Annotated in this window: 21 protein-coding genes and 1 pseudogene; 13 read left to right on the top strand and 9 right to left on the bottom strand. The window is 33.3% G+C overall.

What is annotated here, in order from left to right; translation table 11 throughout:
- Window positions 1–50: 50 nt before the first annotated feature.
- Window positions 51–680, bottom strand: a complete 630-nt coding sequence (gene rsmG, locus ACXGSQ_RS07075; RefSeq protein ID WP_458628915.1) for a 16S rRNA (guanine(527)-N(7))-methyltransferase RsmG — start codon at window positions 678–680, stop codon at window positions 51–53.
- A 146-nt stretch (window positions 681–826) separates the two neighbouring features.
- On the opposite strand from rsmG, the gene ACXGSQ_RS07070 reads away from it, so the two are divergent.
- Together ACXGSQ_RS07070 and ACXGSQ_RS07065 are read left to right on the top strand one after the other, a co-directional pair.
- Window positions 827–1,927 carry a fatty acid desaturase family protein gene (locus ACXGSQ_RS07070; protein WP_458628914.1) on the top strand — a complete coding sequence of 367 codons (1,101 nt, stop codon included), beginning with the start codon at window positions 827–829 and terminating at the stop codon, window positions 1,925–1,927.
- 17 nt (window positions 1,928–1,944) lie between these two features.
- The gene (locus ACXGSQ_RS07065; protein ID WP_458628913.1) at window positions 1,945–3,129 is read left to right on the top strand and encodes a pyridoxal phosphate-dependent aminotransferase; all 1,185 of its coding nucleotides are present in this window, start codon (window positions 1,945–1,947) and stop codon (window positions 3,127–3,129) included.
- Between the two features lie 103 nt (window positions 3,130–3,232).
- Here the strand turns inward: ACXGSQ_RS07065 and ACXGSQ_RS07060 are convergent, their stop codons facing one another.
- From ACXGSQ_RS07060 to trkA, 6 genes are all read right to left on the bottom strand, one after another.
- On the bottom strand, window positions 3,233–3,487 hold the full coding sequence (locus tag ACXGSQ_RS07060) for a hypothetical protein (RefSeq protein WP_458628912.1): 255 nt from the start codon (window positions 3,485–3,487) through the stop codon (window positions 3,233–3,235).
- A 144-nt stretch (window positions 3,488–3,631) separates the two neighbouring features.
- Complete coding sequence (locus ACXGSQ_RS07055) at window positions 3,632–3,889, bottom strand: hypothetical protein (RefSeq protein WP_458628911.1); 258 nt, start codon at window positions 3,887–3,889, stop codon at window positions 3,632–3,634.
- 17 nt (window positions 3,890–3,906) lie between these two features.
- On the bottom strand, window positions 3,907–4,176 hold the full coding sequence (locus ACXGSQ_RS07050) for a hypothetical protein (protein WP_458628910.1): 270 nt from the start codon (window positions 4,174–4,176) through the stop codon (window positions 3,907–3,909).
- Window positions 4,177–4,299: 123 nt separating this feature from the next.
- Entirely contained in the window at window positions 4,300–4,548 is a 249-nt protein-coding gene (locus ACXGSQ_RS07045) for a hypothetical protein (protein ID WP_458628909.1), read from the bottom strand.
- Window positions 4,549–4,872: 324 nt separating this feature from the next.
- On the bottom strand, window positions 4,873–6,375 hold the full coding sequence (locus ACXGSQ_RS07040) for a TrkH family potassium uptake protein (protein WP_458628908.1): 1,503 nt from the start codon (window positions 6,373–6,375) through the stop codon (window positions 4,873–4,875).
- 8 nt (window positions 6,376–6,383) lie between these two features.
- Entirely contained in the window at window positions 6,384–7,733 is a 1,350-nt protein-coding gene (trkA, locus tag ACXGSQ_RS07035; RefSeq protein WP_458628907.1) for a Trk system potassium transporter TrkA, read from the bottom strand.
- A 135-nt stretch (window positions 7,734–7,868) separates the two neighbouring features.
- Here trkA and ubiE point away from each other — a divergent pair, with 135 nt between their 5' ends.
- A complete protein-coding gene (gene ubiE / locus ACXGSQ_RS07030) occupies window positions 7,869–8,600 on the top strand; it encodes a bifunctional demethylmenaquinone methyltransferase/2-methoxy-6-polyprenyl-1,4-benzoquinol methylase UbiE (RefSeq protein WP_458628906.1) in 732 nt (243 codons plus the stop codon).
- 1 nt (window position 8,601) lies between these two features.
- The gene (gene porT, locus ACXGSQ_RS07025; RefSeq protein ID WP_458628905.1) at window positions 8,602–9,318 is read left to right on the top strand and encodes a type IX secretion/gliding motility protein PorT/SprT; all 717 of its coding nucleotides are present in this window, start codon (window positions 8,602–8,604) and stop codon (window positions 9,316–9,318) included.
- Here the strand turns inward: porT and ACXGSQ_RS07020 are convergent.
- Window positions 9,305–10,039, bottom strand: a complete 735-nt coding sequence (locus ACXGSQ_RS07020) for a TrmH family RNA methyltransferase (RefSeq protein WP_458628904.1) — start codon at window positions 10,037–10,039, stop codon at window positions 9,305–9,307. The two genes, porT and ACXGSQ_RS07020, sit on opposite strands and share 14 nt — an antisense overlap.
- 163 nt (window positions 10,040–10,202) lie before the next feature.
- Here ACXGSQ_RS07020 and tamL point away from each other — a divergent pair, with 163 nt between their 5' ends.
- The 3 genes from tamL (at window position 10,203) to accD (ending at window position 15,158) form a co-directional block, all read left to right on the top strand.
- Window positions 10,203–12,788, top strand: coding sequence for a translocation and assembly module lipoprotein TamL (tamL, locus tag ACXGSQ_RS07015; protein WP_458628903.1), 2,586 nt, complete (start codon window positions 10,203–10,205; stop codon window positions 12,786–12,788).
- A gap of 147 nt (window positions 12,789–12,935) precedes the next feature.
- A complete protein-coding gene (gene fbaA / locus ACXGSQ_RS07010; RefSeq protein ID WP_458628902.1) occupies window positions 12,936–14,003 on the top strand; it encodes a class II fructose-bisphosphate aldolase in 1,068 nt (355 codons plus the stop codon).
- Window positions 14,004–14,300: 297 nt separating this feature from the next.
- A complete protein-coding gene (accD, locus tag ACXGSQ_RS07005; RefSeq protein WP_458628901.1) occupies window positions 14,301–15,158 on the top strand; it encodes an acetyl-CoA carboxylase, carboxyltransferase subunit beta in 858 nt (285 codons plus the stop codon).
- A 93-nt stretch (window positions 15,159–15,251) separates the two neighbouring features.
- Here accD and ACXGSQ_RS07000 read toward each other — a convergent pair whose 3' ends face one another.
- Window positions 15,252–16,358 (bottom strand): sensor histidine kinase, encoded by a 1,107-nt coding sequence (locus ACXGSQ_RS07000; RefSeq protein ID WP_458628900.1) that lies wholly within the window; start codon window positions 16,356–16,358, stop codon window positions 15,252–15,254.
- A gap of 194 nt (window positions 16,359–16,552) precedes the next feature.
- Between ACXGSQ_RS07000 and rpsO the strand changes: the two genes are divergently transcribed.
- The 6 genes and pseudogenes from rpsO (at window position 16,553) to ACXGSQ_RS06970 (ending at window position 24,046) form a co-directional block, all read left to right on the top strand.
- Window positions 16,553–16,822 carry a 30S ribosomal protein S15 gene (rpsO, locus tag ACXGSQ_RS06995; protein ID WP_458628899.1) on the top strand — a complete coding sequence of 90 codons (270 nt, stop codon included), beginning with the start codon at window positions 16,553–16,555 and terminating at the stop codon, window positions 16,820–16,822.
- Between the two features lie 192 nt (window positions 16,823–17,014).
- A pseudogene (locus ACXGSQ_RS06990) lies at window positions 17,015–19,263 on the top strand (polyribonucleotide nucleotidyltransferase).
- A gap of 233 nt (window positions 19,264–19,496) precedes the next feature.
- On the top strand, window positions 19,497–20,933 hold the full coding sequence (locus ACXGSQ_RS06985; RefSeq protein WP_458628898.1) for a glycosyltransferase family 2 protein: 1,437 nt from the start codon (window positions 19,497–19,499) through the stop codon (window positions 20,931–20,933).
- A 299-nt stretch (window positions 20,934–21,232) separates the two neighbouring features.
- Entirely contained in the window at window positions 21,233–22,039 is an 807-nt protein-coding gene (proC, locus tag ACXGSQ_RS06980) for a pyrroline-5-carboxylate reductase (RefSeq protein WP_458628897.1), read from the top strand.
- A 4-nt stretch (window positions 22,040–22,043) separates the two neighbouring features.
- Complete coding sequence (proB, locus tag ACXGSQ_RS06975) at window positions 22,044–22,823, top strand: glutamate 5-kinase (RefSeq protein WP_458628896.1); 780 nt, start codon at window positions 22,044–22,046, stop codon at window positions 22,821–22,823.
- 23 nt (window positions 22,824–22,846) lie between these two features.
- Entirely contained in the window at window positions 22,847–24,046 is a 1,200-nt protein-coding gene (locus tag ACXGSQ_RS06970; RefSeq protein WP_458628895.1) for a glutamate-5-semialdehyde dehydrogenase, read from the top strand.
- Window positions 24,047–24,101: the final 55 nt, after the last annotated feature.

Genomic DNA, 24,101 nt, shown 5'->3' with positions numbered 1-24,101 from the left:
GTTACAATAATTATTGTGACGGTTTTTTTATATGACTAATAAATAGATAACTAAACTTTATACTTTAAAGGTAAATGAATGACTTTTTTAGTTTCAAAAAATGGTTCTTTAAAATAGTCTGATAACAAGAAGGCCTTTACCGTTTTGTACTGTTTTAACTCCTCTCTTAAATCTCCTCCTTTTAAATAAAGGATACCATTTTTAAGATCATTGTTTTGAATTTTGGCTATTTTACCTTTAACCCATGTTGTAAATTCTGGCATTGTAGTTACAGCACGGCTTACAATAAAATCAAAAGTTTCGTCAATAGCCTCTACCCTACTATGAGTCGTTCTTATATTTGTAAGTTCTAAAGTTTCCGCAACTGCGTTAATTACTTTTAGCTTTTTATTAATGCTATCCACCAAATGAAATTGACACTCAGGAAATAATATTGCCAAAGGCACTCCAGGAAACCCACCACCAGTACCAACATCTAAAATCGATGTACCAGACTTAAAATTTATCACTTTTGCTATCCCTAAAGAGTGTAAGACATGTCTTAAATACAGCTCATCAATATCCTTTCGAGAAATCACATTAATCTTACTATTCCAGTCTTTATATAACCCTTCTAAGGCTTCAAATTGTTGAATTTGAGTTTCTGTTAAATCCGGGAAATACTTTAAGATAAGCTCCATTATTAATTTTTTTTACAAAAGTACTTAATTTTAATCTGCATAATTTAACGTTTCCCTATTAAGGTTGCTTTTTTTTATTAACTATCTTTGCAATGTTATAATGTTTTTTAATCCTTAACGTTATAATATTAAATTTAACACAATACATGGCACAACAAACATTATCATTCTCAAGAACAGACTCAGCCAAGTTCTTTAGAACCCTCAACAAACGCGTAAACAATTATTTCAAAGAAAACAATATAAAACGTACTGGCAATTGGCAATTATGGGTTAAAACCATAGTTATGTTTGCTTTATTTTTAACACCTTATTTCCTTTTATTAACCTTAAACATCCCAACTTGGGCGCAACTATTATTAACCTTAGTAATGGGCATAGGTATGGCTGGCGTAGGCATGAATGTAATGCACGATGGTAATCACGGTGCATTTTCTAATAAAGAATGGGTAAACCGCATTATGGGAAGCAGTATCTACATTTTAGCTGGAAATGTATACAATTGGAAAGTACAGCACAATGTTTTACACCATACGTATACCAATATTCATGGTCACGATGAAGATTTAGAAGCAGGCCGTATTTTACGTTTCTCAGAACATACAGAATGGCGTAAACATCATCGTTTTCAACATTACTACTCTATTTTACTTTATGGCTTATTAACTATCAATTGGGCTATAACTACTGATTTTCAACAAATGAAACGCTATATGCAACGAAAGTTATCTTATGGTCAATTTCCAAACCCAGTAGCTAATTGGAGTAAATTAGTAATATCTAAAATTATTTATGTTTCTATGTGGATTGTTTTACCAATCTTACTTACAGATATTGCTTGGTATAAAATTTTAATTGGATTCTTTATTATGCATTATATCGCAGGATTAATTTTAAGTGTTGTTTTTCAGTTAGCTCATGTTATGGAGGAAGCCGAAATGCCTTTACCGGAAAAAGACGGTACGATGAAAAACACTTGGGCTATTCACCAATTAAACACTACCGTTAATTTTGGAGCTAAAAGCAAAATTATAAACTGGTATACAGGAGGCTTAAATCATCAAGTAGAACATCATATTTTCCCAAATATTAGTCACATCCATTATGGTAAAATTGCTGAAATAGTAAAATCTACAGCGAAGGAATTTAACTTACCTTACAAAGAATACAAAACCACAAGAAAAGCAATTGCGGCTCATTTCAAATTTTTAAAACAAATGGGAACGCGTCCAGCATTACAAGCCTAATTCTATATTTTTATCAAATGAATCAACTTTCGGATAGAATTAATAACCTATCAACATCAGCAACGCTCGCAATGGCAGCTAAAGCCAGAGAACTTAGAGCAGAAGGAAAAGACATTATTGGATTAAGTTTGGGAGAACCAGATTTTAATACCCCAGATTTCATAAAAGATGCGGCTATTGAAGCCATAAATCAAAATTACAATAGCTACACTCCTGTAGATGGTTATGTAGAATTAAAAGAGGCGATTATTAAAAAATTCAAACGCGATAATAACCTCAATTATACACTACCACAAATCGTTGTTTCAACAGGCGCAAAACAATCATTGGCTAATATAGCTGCTGTAATGATTAATCCAGGAGATGAAGTTATCTTACCTTGTCCATATTGGGTAAGTTATAGTGATATTGTAAAATTAAACGATGGAGTACCTGTAGAAGTGCAAACCTCTATAGACACGGATTTTAAAATGACAGCCGAACAACTAGAAGCTGCCATTACTCCAAAAACGAAAATGATTTGGTACAGTTCTCCTTGTAACCCAAGTGGCTCTGTTTACAGCAAAGAAGAACTAAGAGCTTTAGCTGATGTACTTCAAAAGCATCCAAATATTTATGTTGTTTCAGATGAGATATACGAGCATATTAATTTTAAAGGAGGTCATTTTAGTATGGCTGAATTTGAAGATATGTACGACAGAACTATTACCGTAAATGGAGTATCTAAAGCGTTTGCTATGACAGGTTGGAGAATCGGTTATATAGGTGCACCAGATTGGATTGCTAGAGCTTGTAACAAAATGCAAGGTCAAATAACGAGTGGAGCTAATTGTATTGCACAACGCGCAGTAATTACGGCTTTAGAAGCTGATCCTTCAAGCATAAAGTATATGGTTGATGAATTCAAAGAAAGACGTCAACTGATTTTAAACTTATTAAGTGAAATTGAAGGCTTTAAAACGAATGAACCAGAAGGTGCATTTTATGTATTCCCTAATGTGTCTGCTTATTTTGGAAAAACAATTAAAGGCAAAACGATAAATAATGCCTCTGATTTTTCTTTATTCCTTTTAGAAGAAGCTTTAGTAGCGACAGTTACTGGGGAAGCCTTTGGTAATCCTGATTGTATCAGAATTTCTTATGCTGCATCTCAAGACGATATTAAGGAAGCGATTAAACGCATAAAAACAGCCTTAAGTTAAAATATAAATTACCTTATTTTTATAAAGAAGTTGTAGCATTAATTGTTACAACTTTTTTTGTGAGTAAACTTCGCGCCAAACCTCTTTTTAATCATAAGGTATCTTAAACACATGCTACAAGAGCAGTACTAACAAATACCGATATTTTTAATGCCATAGAAGTTGTGTGAGTAGATTTACTCAGTTTTGGTGATTTTGTATGTTGTCTAACACCAAATAAGGTTTTCTTACAAGCCTTTTTAAAATTTTGTTTTACAGTGCGCTTGTATGTAGAATTCAACAAACCTTGAGCTGTAAAATGAGATACCTCGGCGTGCTCCATATTAATTCCTCTGTCTTCCATTTTTCTTGACTTCATAATTATCCTTTTTAATGTTACTAATTTCAGATAAAATACAAATTATTAATTAAATTCTCAAAAAAAAAACAACGAAACACAACAACAATCACTATAAAACACAAAGATATTTAACAATTCCTACTCCAACGTTTTAGTCTATATTTAAACCACTAGAAGCCCTATTAAACCTCCCATTACGAGTATTGAAAGACCAATGAATTTTATCCAAAACAATTGATTTTCCTTTTTTAACTTCTGCCTAATCGCTTTTAATTGTTCGGGAGTTGCTTTAGGTAAATTGTATTCTGTTTTACGCTTTAGACCATAACCACCAAGTGTCTTTCTAAACCGTTTCGATTTATCAAGCATTATACTCCTATTACTTTTAATAAAACTAATCATAGATTCTCCTAGTGGCATAACTGTTATTTTTTTTACTAATTGAACAATACATCTGTTACATACGTCAAACCCATTAAAAGAAAAACAAACAAAACAACAGTACATACTACAACTTTTAGCATTCTGAGCTTATACTCTTCTTTTAATCGTTTACCAATAATATTTAACTGTTTAGTTGATGCTTTAGGTAAATTATATTCCGTTTTAAGATTACGACTAGAACCACCAAGTACGTTTTTAAATTTCTCACGTTGAGGCAACTGGCCCCTATTGTAATTAATGACATTCATTGGATTAGATGACATAACTGTACGGTTTTAGATTTAAAAATAAGCTAGAATGAATCACATAAATACCTAATGTAATATGTGATCTTGGCGATAAAAGACAACAACAAATGCGTCAGTTAAAAAGAGTTACGTATACGCTTAAAATAAAGCGATGAAAAAGATGGCAAATACAGATAGTTTTAAAATAACAGCCATATGGTTTACCGTATTGAATTGAATTGTCTTTGTGCGTTGTCTAATTCCAAATACGGATTTTGCCCCTAAGGTTTTAAAGTTGTGCTTCACTATAGATTTGTAGTTTGAGTTTAACAAGCCTTTAGTTGTAAAATGAGATACCTCAATGGGCTCTGGTACAAATTCTAATGTTGAGTTTAATGATAATTCCATGATTGATAATTTAGTTGGTTATACAAATAAGACGCACAAACAATACAAATGTTACAACCTCAATTTCAACAAATAACAAAAATAAACTATCAAAACTCATCGAATTATTAGTGAGAATATAGGCTAGCTAAATTTAAAAAAATAATAGAATTAATGATTTTCTTTAACGAGCACATAAATAAACAGCACCAAACCTATCGTTTTAAGGATTAGAATCACTGGACCAAACTTTAAGTCGTTCAAAAGGAATAAAACAGAACCTAAAATTATAAATGCTGCTGCTAATAATTTCGTTTTATTTACAATCATAGTTAGCCACCATAATTATCGATTACGCCAGAAAAAAGGAGTTAACAATATCAGAACCGTAAACAATTCTAATCGACCAATAAGCATTAAGAACGACGCCCACCATTTCCCTAAAGGAGGTAATGCGGCATAGTTATTTACAGGTCCAAAATCCCCAAAAGCAGGTCCAACGTTTCCTAAACTAGATGCAGACAATCCAATAGCAGATATAAAATCTATTTGAAGCATAGAAAACACTAAAGCTCCAACAATAAAAGACAACATATAGAGAATAAAGAAACCTAAAACATTAAATACAATTTCTCGTGAAACTGATTTTTCATTATAGCGCACTGGCACTATAGCGTTGGGATGTAATGCGCGTTTAAATTCTAAAAAACTATTCTTAATCAAAATTAATTGACGTACCACTTTTACTCCACCAGATGTACTTCCTGCTGATCCACCTAAAAACATCAATCCAAAAAAGAAAACCGTCAAAAAGGGTGTCCATAAGGTATAATCTGCACTTATAAAACCTGTCGTAGTAATTACAGATAGCACCTGAAACAGGGCATGTCTTAGAGCACTTTCCGCTTCACCTAAAACCATAGGATGAATAATAGAAGACCTAGAGACATCGGCTCTAAAATAGATTAACACGGCTGCGATTAGCGTAAAAATGATGATAAACTTAAAATAGAGTTTAAACTCCTCATCTTTTAAGATTTTTGAAACTTTTCCTTTAAACAGATAATAACTCAGTACAAAATTAGCCCCTGCTAAAAACATAAAAAATATAATGATGTATTGTATAGCAGGATTATCATTCCAATATGCGACACTTGCGTTTTTGGTAGAAAACCCTCCTGTAGACAAGGTACTCAAAGCATGGTTTATCGCATCAAAAAACGACATTCCTGCAGCCTGTAGCAAAATCGTTTCAGCCGCAGTATACCCGACATAAATAAGCCATAAACGCTTTGCTGTATCCGTAATTCTTGGGTGTAATTTATCTCCACCAGGACCTGGCGCTTCTGCTGCAAACAATTGCATACCACCAACTCCCAATAAAGGCAAAATAGCAATCGCTAAGACAATGATACCCATACCACCAATCCAATGCGTCGTACTTCTCCAAAACAAAACACCTTCAGGTATAATCTCTATATCATTTAAAATACTAGCACCTGTTGTGGTATAACCAGACATCGTTTCGAAAAAAGCATCGGTAAAAGACGGTATTGCTTCAGTAACCACATAAGGCAAGGTTCCTGAAAGCGACATCACAATCCACCCAAAAGCCACAACAATGTAACCTTCGCGTTTATTCATCTCCTTGCGATGGTTCTTGGTTTGCCACATGGCAATAGCGCCAATTAATAGCGTTATAAGTCCCGCTAAAAATAATCGAAACGTTACACCATCTTTATAAATAAGACTGATTAACGTTGCTATAAGCATAAAACCACCATTAAACAATAATAGCAGTCCAAAAAAGTGAAAAATAATTTTATTATTAAGCTGAATCCGAGACATAATATCTTTTAAGAGAAAAATCGTTCTACTTCTGCAATAGAGCGTGGTAAACAACAAACAACAACACGATCACCAGCTTGTATTGTAAAGCTTCCTAATGGAATAGATCCGCTTTCTCCTCTAATCACACCACCAATAATAGCTGATTTTGGAAATTTCAAATCTTTAATTAGTTTGTTGGTAATTTTAGATTTTGGTTTTACAACAAACTCTAAAAGCTCCGCATTCATGTTGGTCAATTTTGTCATGGCTACCACCTCACCTTTCCTAATATATCTAAAGATATTATTTGCTGCTAAAAGTTTTTTATTAATTAAAGTATCGATACCAATAGATTGTGATAATTGATAATAATCCATATTCTCAACTAAGGCAATGGTTTTCTTTACACCTTTTGATTTTGCCAAAAGACAAGACATAATATTCGTTTCTGAATTCCCTGTAACCGCAATAAAAGCATCCATATCGGAGATATTTTCCTCATCCAAGATATCGACATTTCTACCATCACCACATATGATTAAAGCATTAGGTAAATCTTCAGCTAATTCTTCAGCTATAGTTCTTCGGTTTTCTACCAATTTCACATTAAACTTACTAGAACATAGATCTCTAGCTGTTTTGTATCCTATTTTACTGCCTCCAAGAATCATAACATTCTTGATATCTACTTTTACTTTTCCTGATAATTTAAAAAGCTCTTCATCACCACCTTTCGAAGTCATAAAAACAACCTTATCGCCTTCTTTAAAAATCGTATCACCACGTGGAATTATGGTATATTGAGTTCCTAAGCGTTGAATTGCAATAGGAATAAAGTTCAATTCCGGATAAATCTCAGCAGCCTCTTTCACCGTCTTATCTACAAAAGTTGCAGTTCTAGACAATCGCAATCCTAGCATGGTTAAGGCACCATCTTCAAACTCATACGTGTCATTAAAACCGTATTGATTTAGCAACAATTCAATTTCAGATGCCGCTAATGATTCTGGTGAAATTAACTCATCAATTCCAAATTTAGAAAACCCAACGGTTTCCTTATTATCTATAAATTCAGTATTAGAAATCCTAGCAATGGTTCGTTTGGCCCCTAATTGCTTAGCTAAAACACAAGCTGTAATATTAGTGGTTTCCGAAGATGTTACAGCAATAAACAAGGCTGCTGTTTCTATACGCGCATCCCTTAAAATTGCAATAGACGTGGCATCTCCCTTAATAGTTCTAATATCCAAGTGTTCTCCGGCATATCCTAAACTATCTTTTTTGGTATCAATTAATGTAATTTCTTGTGACTCGTATGATAAAAGTTTTGCCAAATGAAATCCGACTTCACCTGCACCTGCTATAATTATTTTCATTATATCTCTTTGAAATAAGCATACAAATATACTAAGAAGTTACAAGTGTAGCTAAAAGATGCAAATTTATAAGTACCTAAAGTATTTAAAGTTATATGTAGTTAGAACTTCTTAGTATATTTGCAAAAAATTTTTATGGCTAAAAAAGTAAATCCATATAAGGACAGTGATCAATCAAAAAAAGTTCAGGTAACAAAAATGTTTGATACTATTTCTAAAGAATACGATGGTTTAAACCGTGTAATTTCTTTTGGAATCGATGTAAAATGGAGAAATAAGGTTGTAAAAATGGTAGACAAAACCAAGCCTAAAAACATCTTAGACATTGCAACAGGAACTGGTGATTTAGCGATTAGCTTAGCTTCTACAAATGCTAAAGAAATTATCGGTTTAGATATTAGCGATGGCATGTTAGAAGTTGGTCGAAAAAAAATCAGCTCTAAAAATTTAGACAGTGTTATTTCTATGGTTATCGGTGATTCTGAAGATTTACCTTTTGAAGATCACACTTTTGATGCGATTACTGTAGCCTTTGGAGTTAGAAACTTTGAACACTTAGAAAAAGGTTTAGCTGAAATTTTAAGAGTTCTAAAACCCAATGGCATTTTTGTTATTCTTGAAACGTCTGTACCTACAAATCCTATTTATAAAGCCGGTTATAATTTTCACACAAAGTTAATTATGCCTACCATAGGAAAACTGTTTTCTAAAGATAAAGTAGCCTATAGTTATTTAAGTGAATCGGCCTCTCTTTTTCCTTATGGAGAAGCGTTAAACAATATTTTAAGAAAAATTGGGTTTATTAATGTTGAAGATTACCCACAAACTATGGGAGTCGCTACCATTTATTCAGCATCTAAAGCATAATATGAAGCATTTTTTTAGCCTTTTAGCATTTTTGTTTGCATTCCAAAGCATGTCTGCACAGCTTTTTACAAAAGAGAAAGTAACAAATTCCGTAGACAATATTGATCAAAAGTTTTTGACTTGGGGTTATTTTATTGGCTTTAATCAATACGACTTCAATTTTGACTATAATGAAAACTTAAAAGATATTCTTGTCGATAAATCTTTTGGATTTCATTTAGGGCTTATTGGAGATATGCGTATTAATGATTACATGAATTTAAGACTAGAACCAGGAGTATTCTTTACAACAAGAAATCTTAGGTATGACGAAAGCTATTTTCAAGGCACAGGATTTAATGACTCTGATTTGCTTAGAGAAGTGAAGTCTACGTATGTTCATATTCCACTTTTACTAAAAATTTCAACAAAACGTATTAACAATTTTAAACCCTTTATCATTGGAGGTGTTTCTACAGCCTTAAACCTTTCTAGTAATCAAGACAATCCTAATGATAACAGTTCTGGCGAGTTTAGAATGACTAAAAACACCTACTTCTACGAAATTGGTTTTGGAATTGACCTCTATTTAGAATATTTTAAATTCACCCCATCGATTCGTGGTATTTTTTCCATGAATGACGAAATCATTAAAGATATTGACCCTAATAGTCCATGGACTGGAAATATCTCAAAAATGCAAACACGAGGTCTATTTATTAATTTTACATTTCAATAGTCCGCCTGCTAAATTCACTCAATAAAATTGCTGTAGCGTTAGCAACATTTAAACTTTCTGTAGCTTTATTTGCACCAAATTGTGGAATGGTTATTTTTCGATCCACCTTTCTTTCAATGGCTTCAGAAATCCCATTAGCTTCATTCCCTAATACTATTATACCCGTTGCAGGTAAATCTGCAGTATATATGTTCTCACCATTTAAAAAGGTCCCAAAAACCTCCGATGGATTAGATGTTAAATATTCACTCAATTCTAAATATTGAACATTAACTCGTGTTAAAGACCCCATAGTTGCCTGTACCACTTTAGAGTTATAGCAATCCACTGTATTTAAACTACAGACTAAATCTTTAATACCATACCAATCACAAAGTCTAATTATGGTGCCTAAATTCCCAGGATCTCGTACATCATCTAAAGCGACAACCAAACCAGTTCCCTGAGATGTTGCTTGTTCAGGAATTTCAAAAATAGCTAACGCTGTATTAGGATTTTTAAGTGCAGAGATTTTTTTTAATTCTACTTCTGATATTTCAAAAATTAAAGTTTTAGGCGCCTCAAAAATTGGTTTTGTTGTATAAAGGGCTTTCAAATTATAGTCCGACTTCAGAAATTCTGTAATTCCCTTAATCCCCTCAACTATAAAGCAACCATTTTGCTGACGACCTTTTTTTTGACTTAAACTTTTAATTAACTTTATTTGATTCTTTGATAACATTAAAATGTCTTTACTTTTGTTAGACGAAACACTTATAAACACAAAGTAAACCTTTTTTGATTTAATAGCGCTTTGAAATTAAAGCGACTATACTATTTCTAAAGGATAAATGGTATTATTTTTGTTTGATTAATTTTATTAAAAAAACACACCTCATATAACTTTGCGAAAGATCACTTTTACACCATCTACTAAGTACAAGTCCTTGTATGGCTATATATTGCTTTTGCTCAGTATATTAATACTCAGCTCTTGTAATGTTGTAAAACGTGTTAAAGACGGAGAGCATCTTATTATAAATAATACCATTTTAGAGGACAGTATTCATGTGTCTAACGAACGTATTAACAATATAATTTCTCAAAAGGTCAACTCTGGTATGCGAAAATATTTAGGTTTTCCTTTAAAACTTCATATTTACAATCTTGCTAGGCCTAATATTGATTCCATTTTAAATGCTAATATTTTAAGCGATTCAACTAAAGTAAAACGAAGAATTGCTTTACTATCTAAAAAGCAGTTTGATAAGCAAATACAATCGCGACGCGATTTTAACGCTTGGTTAAAACGCAATGGAGAAGCTCCAGTAATTTACGATGAAGACAAAACTATAAAAACGGCTAAAAACCTTAGAAAATACTACTATAGTAAAGGTTGGTTTAACAATGAAGTCACTTACAACGTCGAAAAGGATAGCAATAAGTTTGCTAAAGTCACTTATAAAGTCACAAAAAAGGAGCCTTATATTTTAGATTCATTAAATCCTGTGATAAGTAGTCCTGCAATAGATTCTATTTATCCCAAATTCATCAAATCTACACTCCTTAAAAAAGGAGAACAATATGATGAGCAAAATTATGAAAACGAAAGAGAGCGAATTAATACCTATTTAAGAAATACAGGTTTTTATCATTTTGGACAAGACTATATTCGTTTTGAAATGGATACCATTGACACAAATCATAAAGTCAATACAGATTTAATAATTGCTAACAGAACTATTAGAGGAGACGATTCTACAACAACGACACAATTTAAAATCTATAAAATAAAAGAGGTTAACGTTTTTACAGACGATAATTTTGACAACCGATTTAAACCCATTACAGATACTACCACCTATAAAGACATTAACCTTTATAGTAAAGAAAAATTAAGGTTTAGACCTAAAGCATTAACAGACGCTGTTTTTATAAATAAAGGAGAACATTACAGTGATTTAGCAAGAAGTAGAACATCGCGATACCTCAACGATTTACAGATGTTTAGATACCCCAATATAGACTTTATTGAAAACGAAGAAGACACAACACTAACGGCTAATATCTTTTTAGAACCTAAAAAGAAATATGATTTAAGTTTTGATCCTGAAATCAATACAAGTAATATTCAAACTATTGGGTTTTCATTTAGTACAGGGTTAAAAATCCGAAACGTTTTTAGAGGTGCAGAAACCCTCGAGATCTCAGGAATTGCAGCCATTGGATCTTCTAAAACCCGAAATGAATTAGAAGCCGCCTTTTTTGATATTAATGAGTATGGTGGAAATATACGTTTAACCATCCCAAGGCTATTTAGTCCTTTTAATACCGATAAGATTGTTCCTAAATACATGTCGCCAAGTACTATCATTAACCTCTCTGCAACGAGTCAACAAAATATCGGTTTAGATAAGCAAGCCATTTCGGGAATGTTTAGTTACAATTGGTTCCCTTCTAACACGGTTACCAATACATTAGAATTATTTAATGTCAATTTCGTCAAAAACTTAAATACCAGCAATTACTTTGGCGTATACACCAATTCTTTTGCCAGTTTAAATGCTATTGCCAGGGATATCAATTATATTGATAGTGATGCTAGTCTTTATGATGAAACTTTGGTAAATCAATATGCCCCTGCAGATATATTTATTAATGATGTTTTAGCAGGCAACACAAGTTTAACCTCTAGTGATGATGATTATTTATCTGTAAATAATATTGAAGAACGCAAAGAACGACTCACAGAAAACAACCTTATATTTTCAACTAGTTTTGATTATAAAAAGGATAAAAGAAAAAACATATTTGATAACGACTTCTCCGTCTTTAAATGGAGAATTGAATTAGCAGGAAACCTACTTTCAAGTATATCCAGTATTACGGGTGCTTCTAGAAATGACGATGGCAATTATGAAGTCTTTGGAGTGGCTTTCTCTCAATATTTTAAAACTGAAATCGATTACATTAAGTATGTAGATTTAGGCCAAAAAAACGTCTTTGCGTTTCGTAGTTATGCGGGAATTGCGATACCCTTTGGAAACTCTAATAGTATCCCATTCGCGGAAAGTTTCTTTGCCGGTGGACCAAACGACAACAGAGCTTGGACCGCGTATAATTTAGGCCCAGGAAGCTCTAAAACCACTAACGAATTTAACGAAGCCAATTTTAAAATTCATTTGAGTGCCGAGCAACGATTCAGTTTGTTTGGTGCCTTTCAAGGAGCTGTTTTTGTTGATGCTGGTAATATTTGGAATGTTTTAGATAACGTCACTGAAGAAGCTGCTACATTTACTAATTTCAACGCTTTAAAAGATATTGCCGTAGGTTCTGGCTTTGGAATCCGATATGATTTTGACTTTTTTGTTCTACGTTTTGATGTTGGTTTAAAAACGTACGATCCATCGCAAAGCGATAATAACCGATGGTTTAGAGATTACAACTTTAGAAATGCGGTTTATAACATTGGAATTAATTATCCTTTTTAGATTTCACGTACAGTTATTTTGGTAGTAAATTTTAAATTTATAATCCGTTAAACACGATAACGTTTTCGACATATTATAACGGTTTGGGCATCATAAATACTGAAATTTTATGTATTTTTGATAACTAAATTTTCAATCCAAAAAATTATGAGTCATAATATTAAACCTGGCGTTGCCACAGGAAAAGAAGTTCAGAATATTTTTAAACATGCTAAAGAAAAAGGCTATGCATTACCAGCTGTAAATGTCATTGGCTCTAATACGATTAATGCTGTTTTAGAAACTGCAAAATCATTAAATGCACCAGTGATCATTCAGTTTTCTAATGGTGGAGCGCAATTTAATGCAGGAAAAAGTTTAAGTAATGAAGATCAAAAAGCAGCTATAGCAGGTTCTATTGCTGGTGCTAAGCATATTCATCTTATGGCGGAAGCTTATGGTGTACCTGTAATTTTACATACAGATCATTGTGCAAAAAAATTATTACCTTGGATTGACGGTTTATTAGATGCTAGTGAACAGCATTTTAAAGAAACAGGAAAACCCCTATACAGTTCTCACATGATTGATCTATCTGAAGAACCAATTGAAGAAAACATCGAAATCTGTAAAAAATATCTAGCACGTATGAGCAAAATGGGTATGACTTTAGAGATTGAATTAGGGATTACAGGTGGTGAAGAAGATGGTGTTGACAATACAGATGTAGATGATTCTAAATTATACACACAACCAGAAGAAGTTGCTTATGCTTATGAAGAGTTAAGCAAAATAAGTGATCAATTTACAATCGCAGCAGCTTTTGGAAATGTACACGGCGTTTACAAACCAGGTAATGTTAAATTAACACCAAAAATATTAAAGAACTCTCAAGAATTCTTATCTAAAAAACATAATCTACCTCACAACCATATTGATTTTGTATTCCATGGTGGATCGGGTTCTACAGTAGAAGAAATTAGAGAAGCTATTGGATACGGTGTTATCAAAATGAATATTGATACAGACATGCAATACGCATTTTTAAGTGGTGTTAGAGATTACATCCAAGATAAAAAAGACTATTTACAAACGCAAATCGGAAACCCTGAAGGAGCTGATGTACCTAACAAAAAGTACTACGATCCACGTGTTTGGTTGCGTAAAGGTGAAGATGCATTTGTAGAAAGACTTAAAAAAGCATTCGAAGATTTAAACAATGTAGACACGTTATAAGTTTATTTTAAGAAATATTTACCGGCCCATTAAAGCTCAAAATCAGAGTTTTAATGGGTTTTTATTTAACTAACATCACTCAAATTTTGAGATACTTTTCTCTATTTTTGAGTTATATTTAATAAAATAGTAATTTTGTACGCATTTCTAAATGTAAAATAGAACTAACTAAAAATACCGATTAGAGATTAAATCAATAATCGCAAACCTTTCCTGAGGATTGCACAAACCAGAGCTTATGCTGTTTACAGTAAAAGTATCTTAGTGTAAATCGAAGGATTAAAATCGCAACCTAATATGGCTTGGTTTAAAAGAAAAGATAAAGGTATTCATACCTCTACCGAAGAAAAAAAGGACACACCTAAAGGACTTTGGTATAAATCTCCAACAGGGAAAATTATAGACACAAAGGAACTAGAACAAAATTTTTATGTCAGCCCAGAAGATGGTTATCACGTAAGAATTGGTAGTAACGAGTATTTTCAAATTCTATTTGATGATAATAAGTACACCGAATTAGATCCTGATTTAACTTCAAAAGATCCGCTTAAATTTGAAGACACTAAAAAATATCCAGACCGTTTAAAAGCGGCACAAGCAAAAACAAAACTTAAAGATGCCGTACGTACAGCTGTAGGTAAATCTAAAGGAGAAAATTTAGTCATTGCTTGTATGGATTTTAGTTTTATTGGTGGCTCAATGGGAAGTGTTGTCGGTGAAAAAATCGCAAGAGCAGCAGATTACTCCATAAAGAAGAAAATACCATTAATGATTATTAGTAAATCTGGAGGTGCACGTATGATGGAAGCGGCGCTTTCATTAATGCAATTAGCTAAGACATCTGTAAAACTTGCTCAGTTGGCCGATGCTGGCATTCCTTACATCTCGTTATGTACAGATCCAACAACAGGTGGTACAACAGCTTCTTTTGCAATGCTAGGAGATATTAACATCGCAGAACCTGGCGCATTAATTGGTTTTGCAGGCCCTAGAATTGTAAGAGACACCACAGGTAAAGAATTACCTGAAGGATTTCAAACTTCTGAATTCTTATTAGAACATGGCTTCTTAGATTTTATTACACATCGTAAAGACCTTAAGAACCGCGTAAACCTTTATATCGACTTGATAAAAAATCAACCGGTAAGAGCATAAAACATTATAAAAAAAAGAGACGTATATAGTCTCTTTTTTTTGCTTTAAATTGAAAAGTGGTTCAGAAATCGACTTATTTATTGCCCTTAACTATTACGCTTTCTTAAAATGGATTAAAAACTCAGTGCCAACATCAACTTTACTCTTTACTTCTACTCTACCACCTATAGACTCAATATGATTTTTTGTTATAAAAAGTCCGATACCTATAGCATCAGCATTACAATGAAAGGTATTATACATCTGAAAAAGTTGGTCCCCAAATTTCTCTAAATCAATTCCTAATCCATTATCCTTTATTTTAAGAATCACAACATCATCTTCGATTTGAGAACTCAATTCAATAATTGGACGTCGTTTTTCAGATCTATATTTAATAGCGTTTGTAATAAAGTTAAGGATTATACTGTCTAAATAAGCTGGTATCCCTTTTACGCAAACCTCCTCATCAATATGATTATAAATAATCGCTTCAGCGTTTTGTGCCAAGGCTATAATATTATAGGTCGCTTTTTCAGCATAATCATATAGGTTGAGTGCTACCATTTTAGAATCCTCAATTTCTATAATTTTAGGCACCTGAGTTAAATGCAATACAGTTTCTTGTAAGTTATCAATTGCTCTTTTCAATAATTGATAATTCTCATTGGTTTTTAAAGCAGAATAATCTTCCTCTAAAAACTCAGTTAAAGCCGATAGATTCCCTGAGTGTGATCTCAAATTATGGGTTACAATATTAGCAAAAGATGTTAGCCTTTCGTTTTGTTCTTTTGCAACACTTAGCATCATTTTTAGCTTATCTTCACTTTTCTTACGATTGGTAATATCTGTAAATTGCCATATCATGTGTGGTCTTCCTTCTTTAAAATAGGCCAACGACACTGAGATTAATACCCAAATAATAGAACCGTTTTTATGAAAATAACGTTGTTTAACACGGTACTTTTGAATTTTACCGCTTATGAGGTTTTCAAATTTTTCTTCATGAACACCAAGATCTTGCGCATAGACAATATTATTAATGTCCATATTAAAGAGTTCCCACCGTGTATATCCAAAAACTTCACAGACACTCTCGTTAACTTTTAACCAATTTCCATTTAAATTTACAATAGCAATACCATTATAAGTATTGTTAAATGCGCGTTCTAAAACGTCGTAAGCGTTAGAGAAATTCCGCAGATGATTTGAAACTTTCATACATATCGTTTAATAAAGGATTAATCTTTTGAAAGTTATTTCTAATTAGGGAAAATCTTAGTTAGGACATCATTATACTCTTATAGGATATCTAAAAGTTACGAAAAAAAATCCCAAATCACAAAAAAATAGTATATTTGCCGCTCGAAAGAGAGGCTTTCGTGTACATAAAAATCATTTACAATAATATTAGCATGTATTTAGATCAAAAAGCAAAAGAGGAAATTTTTAAAAAACATGGTGGTGATGCAAAAAACACTGGTTCTGCAGAAGGACAAATTGCATTATTTACAGCCAGAATTAATCACTTAACAGAACACTTAAAACAAAATCGTAAAGATTTTAACACTGAGCGTTCGCTAGTAAAGTTAGTAGGAAAAAGAAGAAGCCTACTCGATTACTTAATTAAGAAAGATATTTTAAGATATCGTGCCATCGTTAAAGAATTAGGATTAAGAAAATAATCTCAATATAAAGGCCACGCATTTAGCGTGGCTTTTTGTTTTTCATATAACTCAAACGTAAGAGTAAAACAATCGTAAAAAAAATAGCAGAAAAATCCTAAAATGAGTTTAGGATTCGCGGTTTTTCATTGGTCACAAACAACAACTACACAACAACACAACGACCATTGTTTAATTAGAATTAAAAAATTTATGATTCCAAAAGTTTTTAGAGAGGTCATAGACCTTGGTGATGGTAGAGAAATTTCTATCGAAACCGGAAAATTAGCAAAACAAGCGCATGGTAGCGTTGTTGTGCAATCAGGAAAATGTATGTTATTATGTACAGTTGTTTCCAACTACAAACAAAGTCCAGTAGACTTTTTACCATTAACAGTAGATTACAGAGAAAAATTTGCTGCTGCAGGTCGTTATCCAGGTGGTTTCTTCAAAAGAGAAGCTAGACCAAGTGATGGAGAGGTGCTAACAATGCGTTTAGTGGATCGTGTTTTACGTCCATTGTTCCCAAAAGATTACCATTCTGAAACACAGGTCATGATTCAATTAATGTCTCATGATGAAAATGTTATGCCAGATGCCATGGCAGGTTTAGCGGCTTCTGCTGCTATTCAATTATCAGATTTCCCTTTTGAATGCCCCATTTCTGAAGCAAGAGTTGGTCGTATCAATGGTGAATTTGTAATCAACCCTACACGTGCACAATTAGAAGAGTCTGATTTAGACATGATGATTGGTGCGTCTGCCGATTCAGTAATGATGGTAGAAGGTGAAATGGATGAGATTTCTGAAGAAGAAATGGCTGATGCCATTAAATTTGCTCATGAAGCAATCAAAGTACAATGTGCTGCACAAGTTAGATTGGCTGAAGCATTTGGAAAGAAAGCAACTCGTGAATATGAAGGAGAAAGAGAAGATGAAGATTTAGCAAAGAAAATTCATGACATGGCTTACGATAAAGTGTATGCTATAGCTAAAGCTGGATCTCTAAACACGAAAGAAGTGCTGCTTTTTCTGAAATAAAAGAAGAAATTAAAGCCACGTTTTCTGAAGAAGAATTAGAAGATTTCGGAGACTTAGTTTCTAAGTATTATTATAAAGCTGAAAAACAAGCTATTAGAGACTTAACCCTTAATGAAGGTTTACGTTTAGATGGAAGAAAAACAGACCAGATTAGACCAATTTGGTGTGAAGTAGATTACTTACCATCTACACATGGTTCTGCAATTTTCACTCGTGGAGAAACGCAAGCTTTAGCAACTGTAACTTTAGGTACTTCTAGAGATGCCAACCAATTAGATATGCCATCTTATGAAGGTGAAGAGCGTTTCTATTTACATTATAATTTTCCACCATTTTCAACAGGTGAAGCTAGACCAATCCGTGGTACATCTCGTAGAGAAGTAGGTCATGGTAACTTAGCACAACGTGCTTTAAAAGGTATGGTTCCTGATGAATGCCCTTATACAGTACGTGTGGTTTCTGAAGTTTTAGAATCTAACGGTTCTTCTTCAATGGCTACAGTTTGTGCTGGTACAATGGCACTTATGGATGCTGGTGTTCAATTAAAGAAACCTGTTTCTGGTATTGCTATGGGATTAATTTCTCAAGGTGATAAGTATGCCGTATTATCTGATATTTTAGGAGATGAAGATCACTTAGGAGATATGGATTTTAAAGTTACTGGTACGGCAGACGGAATTACCGCTTGCCAAATGGATATTAAAGTAAAAGGCTTGTCTTACGAAATTCTTGTAAATGCCTTAAAACAAGCTCGTGAAGGTCGTTTACATATCTTAGGAAAACTGACAGATACTATTTCTACAGCAAATACAAATGTTAAGGAGCATGCTCCTACAATGATTACTAGACGTGTTCCTAACGAATTTATCGGAGCCTTAATTGGACCTGGTGGAAAAGTCATTCAGGAAATGCAAAAAGAAACTGAAACGACTATCGTTATAAACGAAGATCCAGTGACTGAAGAAGGTATTGTTGAAATCTTAGGAGTAGGTAAAAAAGGTATTGATGCTGTAATGGCAAAAATCGATGCTATTTTATTTAAGCCTACTGTTGGTAGCGTATACGAAGTAAAAGTCATCAAAATGTTAGATTTTGGTGCTGTTGTTGAGTACTTGGATGCACCAGGAAACGAAGTATTATTACACGTATCTGAGTTAGCTTGGGAACGTACAGAAAATGTTTCTGATGTGGTAAACATGGGTGACGTTTTTGATGTGAAGTACTTTGGTCTTGACCCTAGAACTCGAAAAGAAAAAGTATCTCGTAAAGCATTGTTACCAAAACCTGAAGGTTATGTAGCAAGACCACCAAGAGACGATAAACGTTCTGGTGGACGTGATAATAACAGAGGAAGAGATAACCGCGGACGTGACAACAGACGTGATGATCGTAAACCTAGAGAAGATAAGAAGGAAGATTAATTCTGAAATTCTAATCCTTATAAAAACCCTAAATAGAAATGTTCTATTTAGGGTTTCTTTTTGTTGTAAAATGAAGAGGATCCATCATAGTCACTCCATTCCTTAATTGTCTAAAAAGCAACGTTTATCGCTTTAAAGATAAGGCTTGCTATGTTAAATAAAAACTAAAAAAAGTCTAAAATAAAGAAGCCAACGTACATCTGATTTAGTTAATCAATCTACAAACACAATCTATGGCTTCAAAAAAACCGACCTCTAAAACAATACTTTCAAATTCAAAAAAGAGAACTAAGAGTATCTCTAATAATTTCAATTTGTTTCTAAATAGCAAATCAAAAACAGAAAACCCAAACAATAAAATTGTACTCTTTAGTACCTTTTTACTACTGCTTTTAGGCGTGTATTTCCTCTCCGTTTTTTATGGTGATTTTGAACAATTAAACATCGACAAAAGGAGTTCTACAATAGGACTTACATTCATCGTTTTAGCCACTATACTCATGGCTTTTAAAGCCTCATTCTTTATTTACAAAGCCTACAATTACTTTAAATACAAACCTATTGCATCAGTATCAGATAAAGAATTACCAACGGTTACGGTTATTGTTCCTGCGTATAATGAAGGTAAACAAGTTTGGGATACCTTAATGAGTTTAGACCATAGTAACTATCCCAAACATAAAATTCAAATTATATCTATTGATGATGGTAGTAAAGATGATACTTGGGACTGGATGCTTGATGCCAAAACGAAACTTGGGGATCGTTTAGAGATTTATCAGCAATCGGAAAACCAAGGGAAACGTCATGCACTTTATCGCGGATTTAATTTAGGTACAGGTGATATTTATGTCACAGTAGATAGCGATTCTATCGTTACTGAAGACACCCTTAGAAACTTGGTAAGCCCTTTTGTTAAAGATGAAAATTGTGGTGCCGTTGCAGGAAACATTAGAGTCTTAAATAACAAAAAGGAAATGTTACCTAAAATGCTTGACGTCAGTTTTGTCTTAAGCTTTGAATTTGTGCGTTCTGCCGAAAGTAATTTGAATTCGGTGTTATGTACACCTGGCGCATTAGCGGCCTACAAAAGCACAGCCGTTCATGAGTGTTTACCACAATGGATTAATCAAACGTTTATGGGACAACCTTCAGATATTGGGGAAGATAGAGCCATGACGAATATGATTTTAAAACAGGGTAAACATGTCCTATTTCAGAAAAATGCTGTAGCTTTTACTAACGTCCCAGAACAATATATGGGATTATATAAAATGTTTATTCGTTGGGGAAGAAGTAATGTAAGAGAGAATTTAGAAATGGCAAAATACGTATTCACAAATTTTAGAACCAAAGGTAAATCCGGAACTAGAATCTTATTTATAAGTCAATTCCTAAAAATATTAATGAGCTATCCTTTACTAATTTCAATGTTATTTTTTGTACTAGTACATCCCTTACTTTTTATTGGCTCTACCCTCGTTAGCATTTTAGTGATTTCAACATTTTCAGTATTGTTTTTTGCCAGTCAATACAAAACTACCGAAGGCTTTTGGGCATATTCTTATAGTATACTGTTTACATTTGGTTTATTTTGGATTACACCTTATGCTATTGCAACAGCCAATAGAAGAGGTTGGTTAACACGTGGTTTAGAAGAAAAGAAATAAACATCCCTTTTATAATATCATAATTATAAGCCTACGAAATTCTATATTTTGTAGGCTTTTTTAGTTTCAACTTCCATTTTGTCACCGACAGCCTGACATGATTATTGGAGATATCATTTTTATGAATTTTGATTTTGAAAATAATTACAGTCAATAATTCTTAATATCCCAATGAATTACACAAAAGCTTCAGGATATCAAAATTCTCCAAATGATAATTTCATTTTGGCACTATCGCACAGTAATTGCGGCTATTAGTCATAACTGACATTAATGTCAGTAAACTTATTAAATAAATTATGAGAGTATTAGTAATTGGAGCTGGAAACATGGGTTTAACATATGCAGAGGGAATGGCAGCGTCGCCACTCCTTAGTAAGCATAATCTAAGAATTTATGATACTGATCCCAAAAAAATAAAACGTTTAAGTCAAGATGCAAGGTTTAATGTTTTTGACCATCTAGGCGATTGTTTACCTAAAGCAGATATTATATTTATTGCCGTAAAACCATATCATAGTGATGGCTTATTTGAAGTGATGAAACCAATGATAAACAGTGATCAAATTTTTGTATCCTTAATGGCAGGTGTAACTATAGCGACCATTAAACAAAAATTAAAAGCCGATAAAGTCATTCGTACAATGCCTAATCTACCTGCCCAAGTTGGCAAAGGTGTTACATCCTATACAGAATCTAAAGACGTTTCTAAAGTAGAACTGCTAATGGTCAGAAACCTATTAGACACCACAGGAACATCAATACACGTCAATACCGAAAAATTCATTGATGCCTCTACAGGAATTTCTGGAAGTGGCCCTGCATATGTCTTCTATTTTATGCAATCGATGTTAGAAGCTGCTCAAAAAATGGGGTTTTCAGATGATGATTCTAAAATTTTAGTAAGTAGTACGTTTGAAGGAGCTATCGAACTTTTCAATCAAAACAATATTTCACCAAAATCTTGGATAGATAAAGTCGCCTCAAAAGGAGGTACCACCCAAGCTGCCATTGACTCTATGGATGATAATAATGTAAAGCAACTCATTGAAGATGCCGCTTATGCTGCCTTTGATCGTGCTGTAGAATTGGGTAAAGAAAAATAAAATTATGTGTAAAGAGATTAAACGCGTGGTCGTAAAAGTAGGGACCAACGTCTTAACAAATAAAGATAATAGAATTTTAGGACCTATTCTTCGCGAATTGGTTAGACAAATTGCTGTTCTATACGAACAGAACATTATGGTGATTCTAGTCTCGTCTGGCTCTGCTATGGCAGGTATGGAAATACTCGGTGAAACAAATATTAAAGACAAATCAATTAGACGGCAAATCTATTCTTCGGTAGGTCAACCACGAATGATGAGGCATTATTATAGTCTATTTCATGATTACGGCATGCGATGCGCTCAAGTTTTAGCTACAAAACGAGATTTTGATAGTGGTAAACACCGTGAAAACATGATTAATTGTTATGAAGGTTTACTAGCTGAAGGAGTTATCCCTATTGCCAATGAAGATGATGCCGTTTCACTTACTATGTCAATGTTTTCGGATAATGATGAACTCGCTAGTTTGGTTGCAGAACTTATTGATGCCGACCGATTGATTATTCTATCTGATACAGACGGACTTTACAATGGGCATCCAGATGACGACAATTCAAAGCTTCTGAATACCGTAATTACCAACCAAGATGTAGAAAAATACGTTCAAGATTTTGATAAAAAAGAAGGAGAAGGTCGCGGTGGCATGGCTTCAAAATTGAAAATAGCCAAAGGAACAGCCAATAAAAACATACCAACCTATATTGCTAATGGTAAAACAGAAAATGTAATTGTAGACATCATTAACAATAAGACAGTAGGTACTAAATTTATTAGTGCCTAGTCACACATTAAAACAGAAAACACATGAAACTTTTAAATACAAAAATAAAAAATAAGGTATTAAGATCCATGCTTCAAATTTTAGAACGCGAACGCAATGCTATTATTGAAGCCAATAAAAAAGATTTAAATGCTTTTAAAAAAGAAGATCAGGCCCTTTATGATCGTTTAATTGTAAATGATAAAAAAGTAGATGAAATGATTGCTGCTGTTGACGCTGTGATGCTTCAAGATGATCCTGTTGGAAAAGAAATAACGAACAGAACCTTAAAAAACAATTTAAACATCGTAAATACGACTGCACCTTTCGGCACTATTCTAATTATTTATGAGTCGCGTCCAGATGTCACGGTTGAAGCCGCTGTTTTAGCATTTAAAGCCAATAATAAGATTCTACTAAAAGGCGGAAAAGAAGCTTTACAGAGTAATCTTATTCTAGAGAAATGTTGGCATGAGGCTTTAGAAGAAAACGGATTGTCTAAGGAGTGGATTACACTTCTACATTTAAAACGTGAGGACACCCAAGCCTTTCTTAAAAACCCAACAGAACCATTAGACTTAATCGTCCCTCGTGGCGGTGAGCGACTGATCAACTTCGTAAAAACACATGCAACATGTGCCGTGTTAGTTAGTGGCCGAGGCAATAATTTTTTATATGTCTCAGAACATGCCGATTGGAGTAAAGCGGTAAATGTAATTATCAATGCTAAAACAGATAAAATATCCGGATGTAATGCTCTAGACAAGGTACTTATCAATAAGAATCTACCGCAGTACCAAACAAAACTAAAAATGCTTCAAGAAAAACTAGAACAGCACAAGGTAGAGCTATTAGTAGATAATAAGATATCTCATATTTTATCTGAAAAAGAATCGATCTCTAATTTAGAAATATGGTATGAAGAATTCTTAGCTTTAAAATTATTAATAGGAGAAGTTGCCTCCGTAGATGAAGCTATAGAAATAATTAACACCTATTCAGGAAAACACTCCTCCGCAATTATATCAGAAGATAAAACGGAAGCTATGCATTTTATGCACAATGTAGATAGTGCTGCCGTATATCATAATGCTTCAACGCGATTTACAGATGGTGGTCAAATGGGAATTGGTGCTGAATTAGCCATTAGCACAGACAAATTACACCATCGTGGTCCTTTAGGTTTAAACCAATTAGTAACTAATAAATATTACGTTTACGGAGATGGACAGGTTAGAATTTAGAATTCTAAAATGATTAAATCAAGTACCTATTCACATTTTTAACGCTGATAATTAG

Source organism: Winogradskyella sp. PC D3.3, assembly GCF_054366245.1.
This window is presented reverse-complemented; position numbering and strand designations above follow the sequence as displayed.

Coding starts and splice junctions, on each gene's coding strand:
- rsmG (WP_458628915.1), bottom strand. CDS start 680: ATGGAGCTTATCTTAAAGTATTTCCCGGATTTAACAGAAACTCAAATT.
- ACXGSQ_RS07070 (WP_458628914.1), top strand. CDS start 827: ATGGCACAACAAACATTATCATTCTCAAGAACAGACTCAGCCAAGTTC.
- ACXGSQ_RS07065 (WP_458628913.1), top strand. CDS start 1,945: ATGAATCAACTTTCGGATAGAATTAATAACCTATCAACATCAGCAACG.
- ACXGSQ_RS07060 (WP_458628912.1), bottom strand. CDS start 3,487: ATGAAGTCAAGAAAAATGGAAGACAGAGGAATTAATATGGAGCACGCC.
- ACXGSQ_RS07055 (WP_458628911.1), bottom strand. CDS start 3,889: ATGCCACTAGGAGAATCTATGATTAGTTTTATTAAAAGTAATAGGAGT.
- ACXGSQ_RS07050 (WP_458628910.1), bottom strand. CDS start 4,176: ATGTCATCTAATCCAATGAATGTCATTAATTACAATAGGGGCCAGTTG.
- ACXGSQ_RS07045 (WP_458628909.1), bottom strand. CDS start 4,548: ATGGAATTATCATTAAACTCAACATTAGAATTTGTACCAGAGCCCATT.
- ACXGSQ_RS07040 (WP_458628908.1), bottom strand. CDS start 6,375: ATGTCTCGGATTCAGCTTAATAATAAAATTATTTTTCACTTTTTTGGA.
- trkA (WP_458628907.1), bottom strand. CDS start 7,733: ATGAAAATAATTATAGCAGGTGCAGGTGAAGTCGGATTTCATTTGGCA.
- ubiE (WP_458628906.1), top strand. CDS start 7,869: ATGGCTAAAAAAGTAAATCCATATAAGGACAGTGATCAATCAAAAAAA.
- porT (WP_458628905.1), top strand. CDS start 8,602: ATGAAGCATTTTTTTAGCCTTTTAGCATTTTTGTTTGCATTCCAAAGC.
- ACXGSQ_RS07020 (WP_458628904.1), bottom strand. CDS start 10,039: ATGTTATCAAAGAATCAAATAAAGTTAATTAAAAGTTTAAGTCAAAAA.
- fbaA (WP_458628902.1), top strand. CDS start 12,936: ATGAGTCATAATATTAAACCTGGCGTTGCCACAGGAAAAGAAGTTCAG.
- accD (WP_458628901.1), top strand. CDS start 14,301: ATGGCTTGGTTTAAAAGAAAAGATAAAGGTATTCATACCTCTACCGAA.
- ACXGSQ_RS07000 (WP_458628900.1), bottom strand. CDS start 16,358: ATGAAAGTTTCAAATCATCTGCGGAATTTCTCTAACGCTTACGACGTT.
- rpsO (WP_458628899.1), top strand. CDS start 16,553: ATGTATTTAGATCAAAAAGCAAAAGAGGAAATTTTTAAAAAACATGGT.
- ACXGSQ_RS06985 (WP_458628898.1), top strand. CDS start 19,497: ATGGCTTCAAAAAAACCGACCTCTAAAACAATACTTTCAAATTCAAAA.
- proC (WP_458628897.1), top strand. CDS start 21,233: ATGAGAGTATTAGTAATTGGAGCTGGAAACATGGGTTTAACATATGCA.
- proB (WP_458628896.1), top strand. CDS start 22,044: ATGTGTAAAGAGATTAAACGCGTGGTCGTAAAAGTAGGGACCAACGTC.
- ACXGSQ_RS06970 (WP_458628895.1), top strand. CDS start 22,847: ATGAAACTTTTAAATACAAAAATAAAAAATAAGGTATTAAGATCCATG.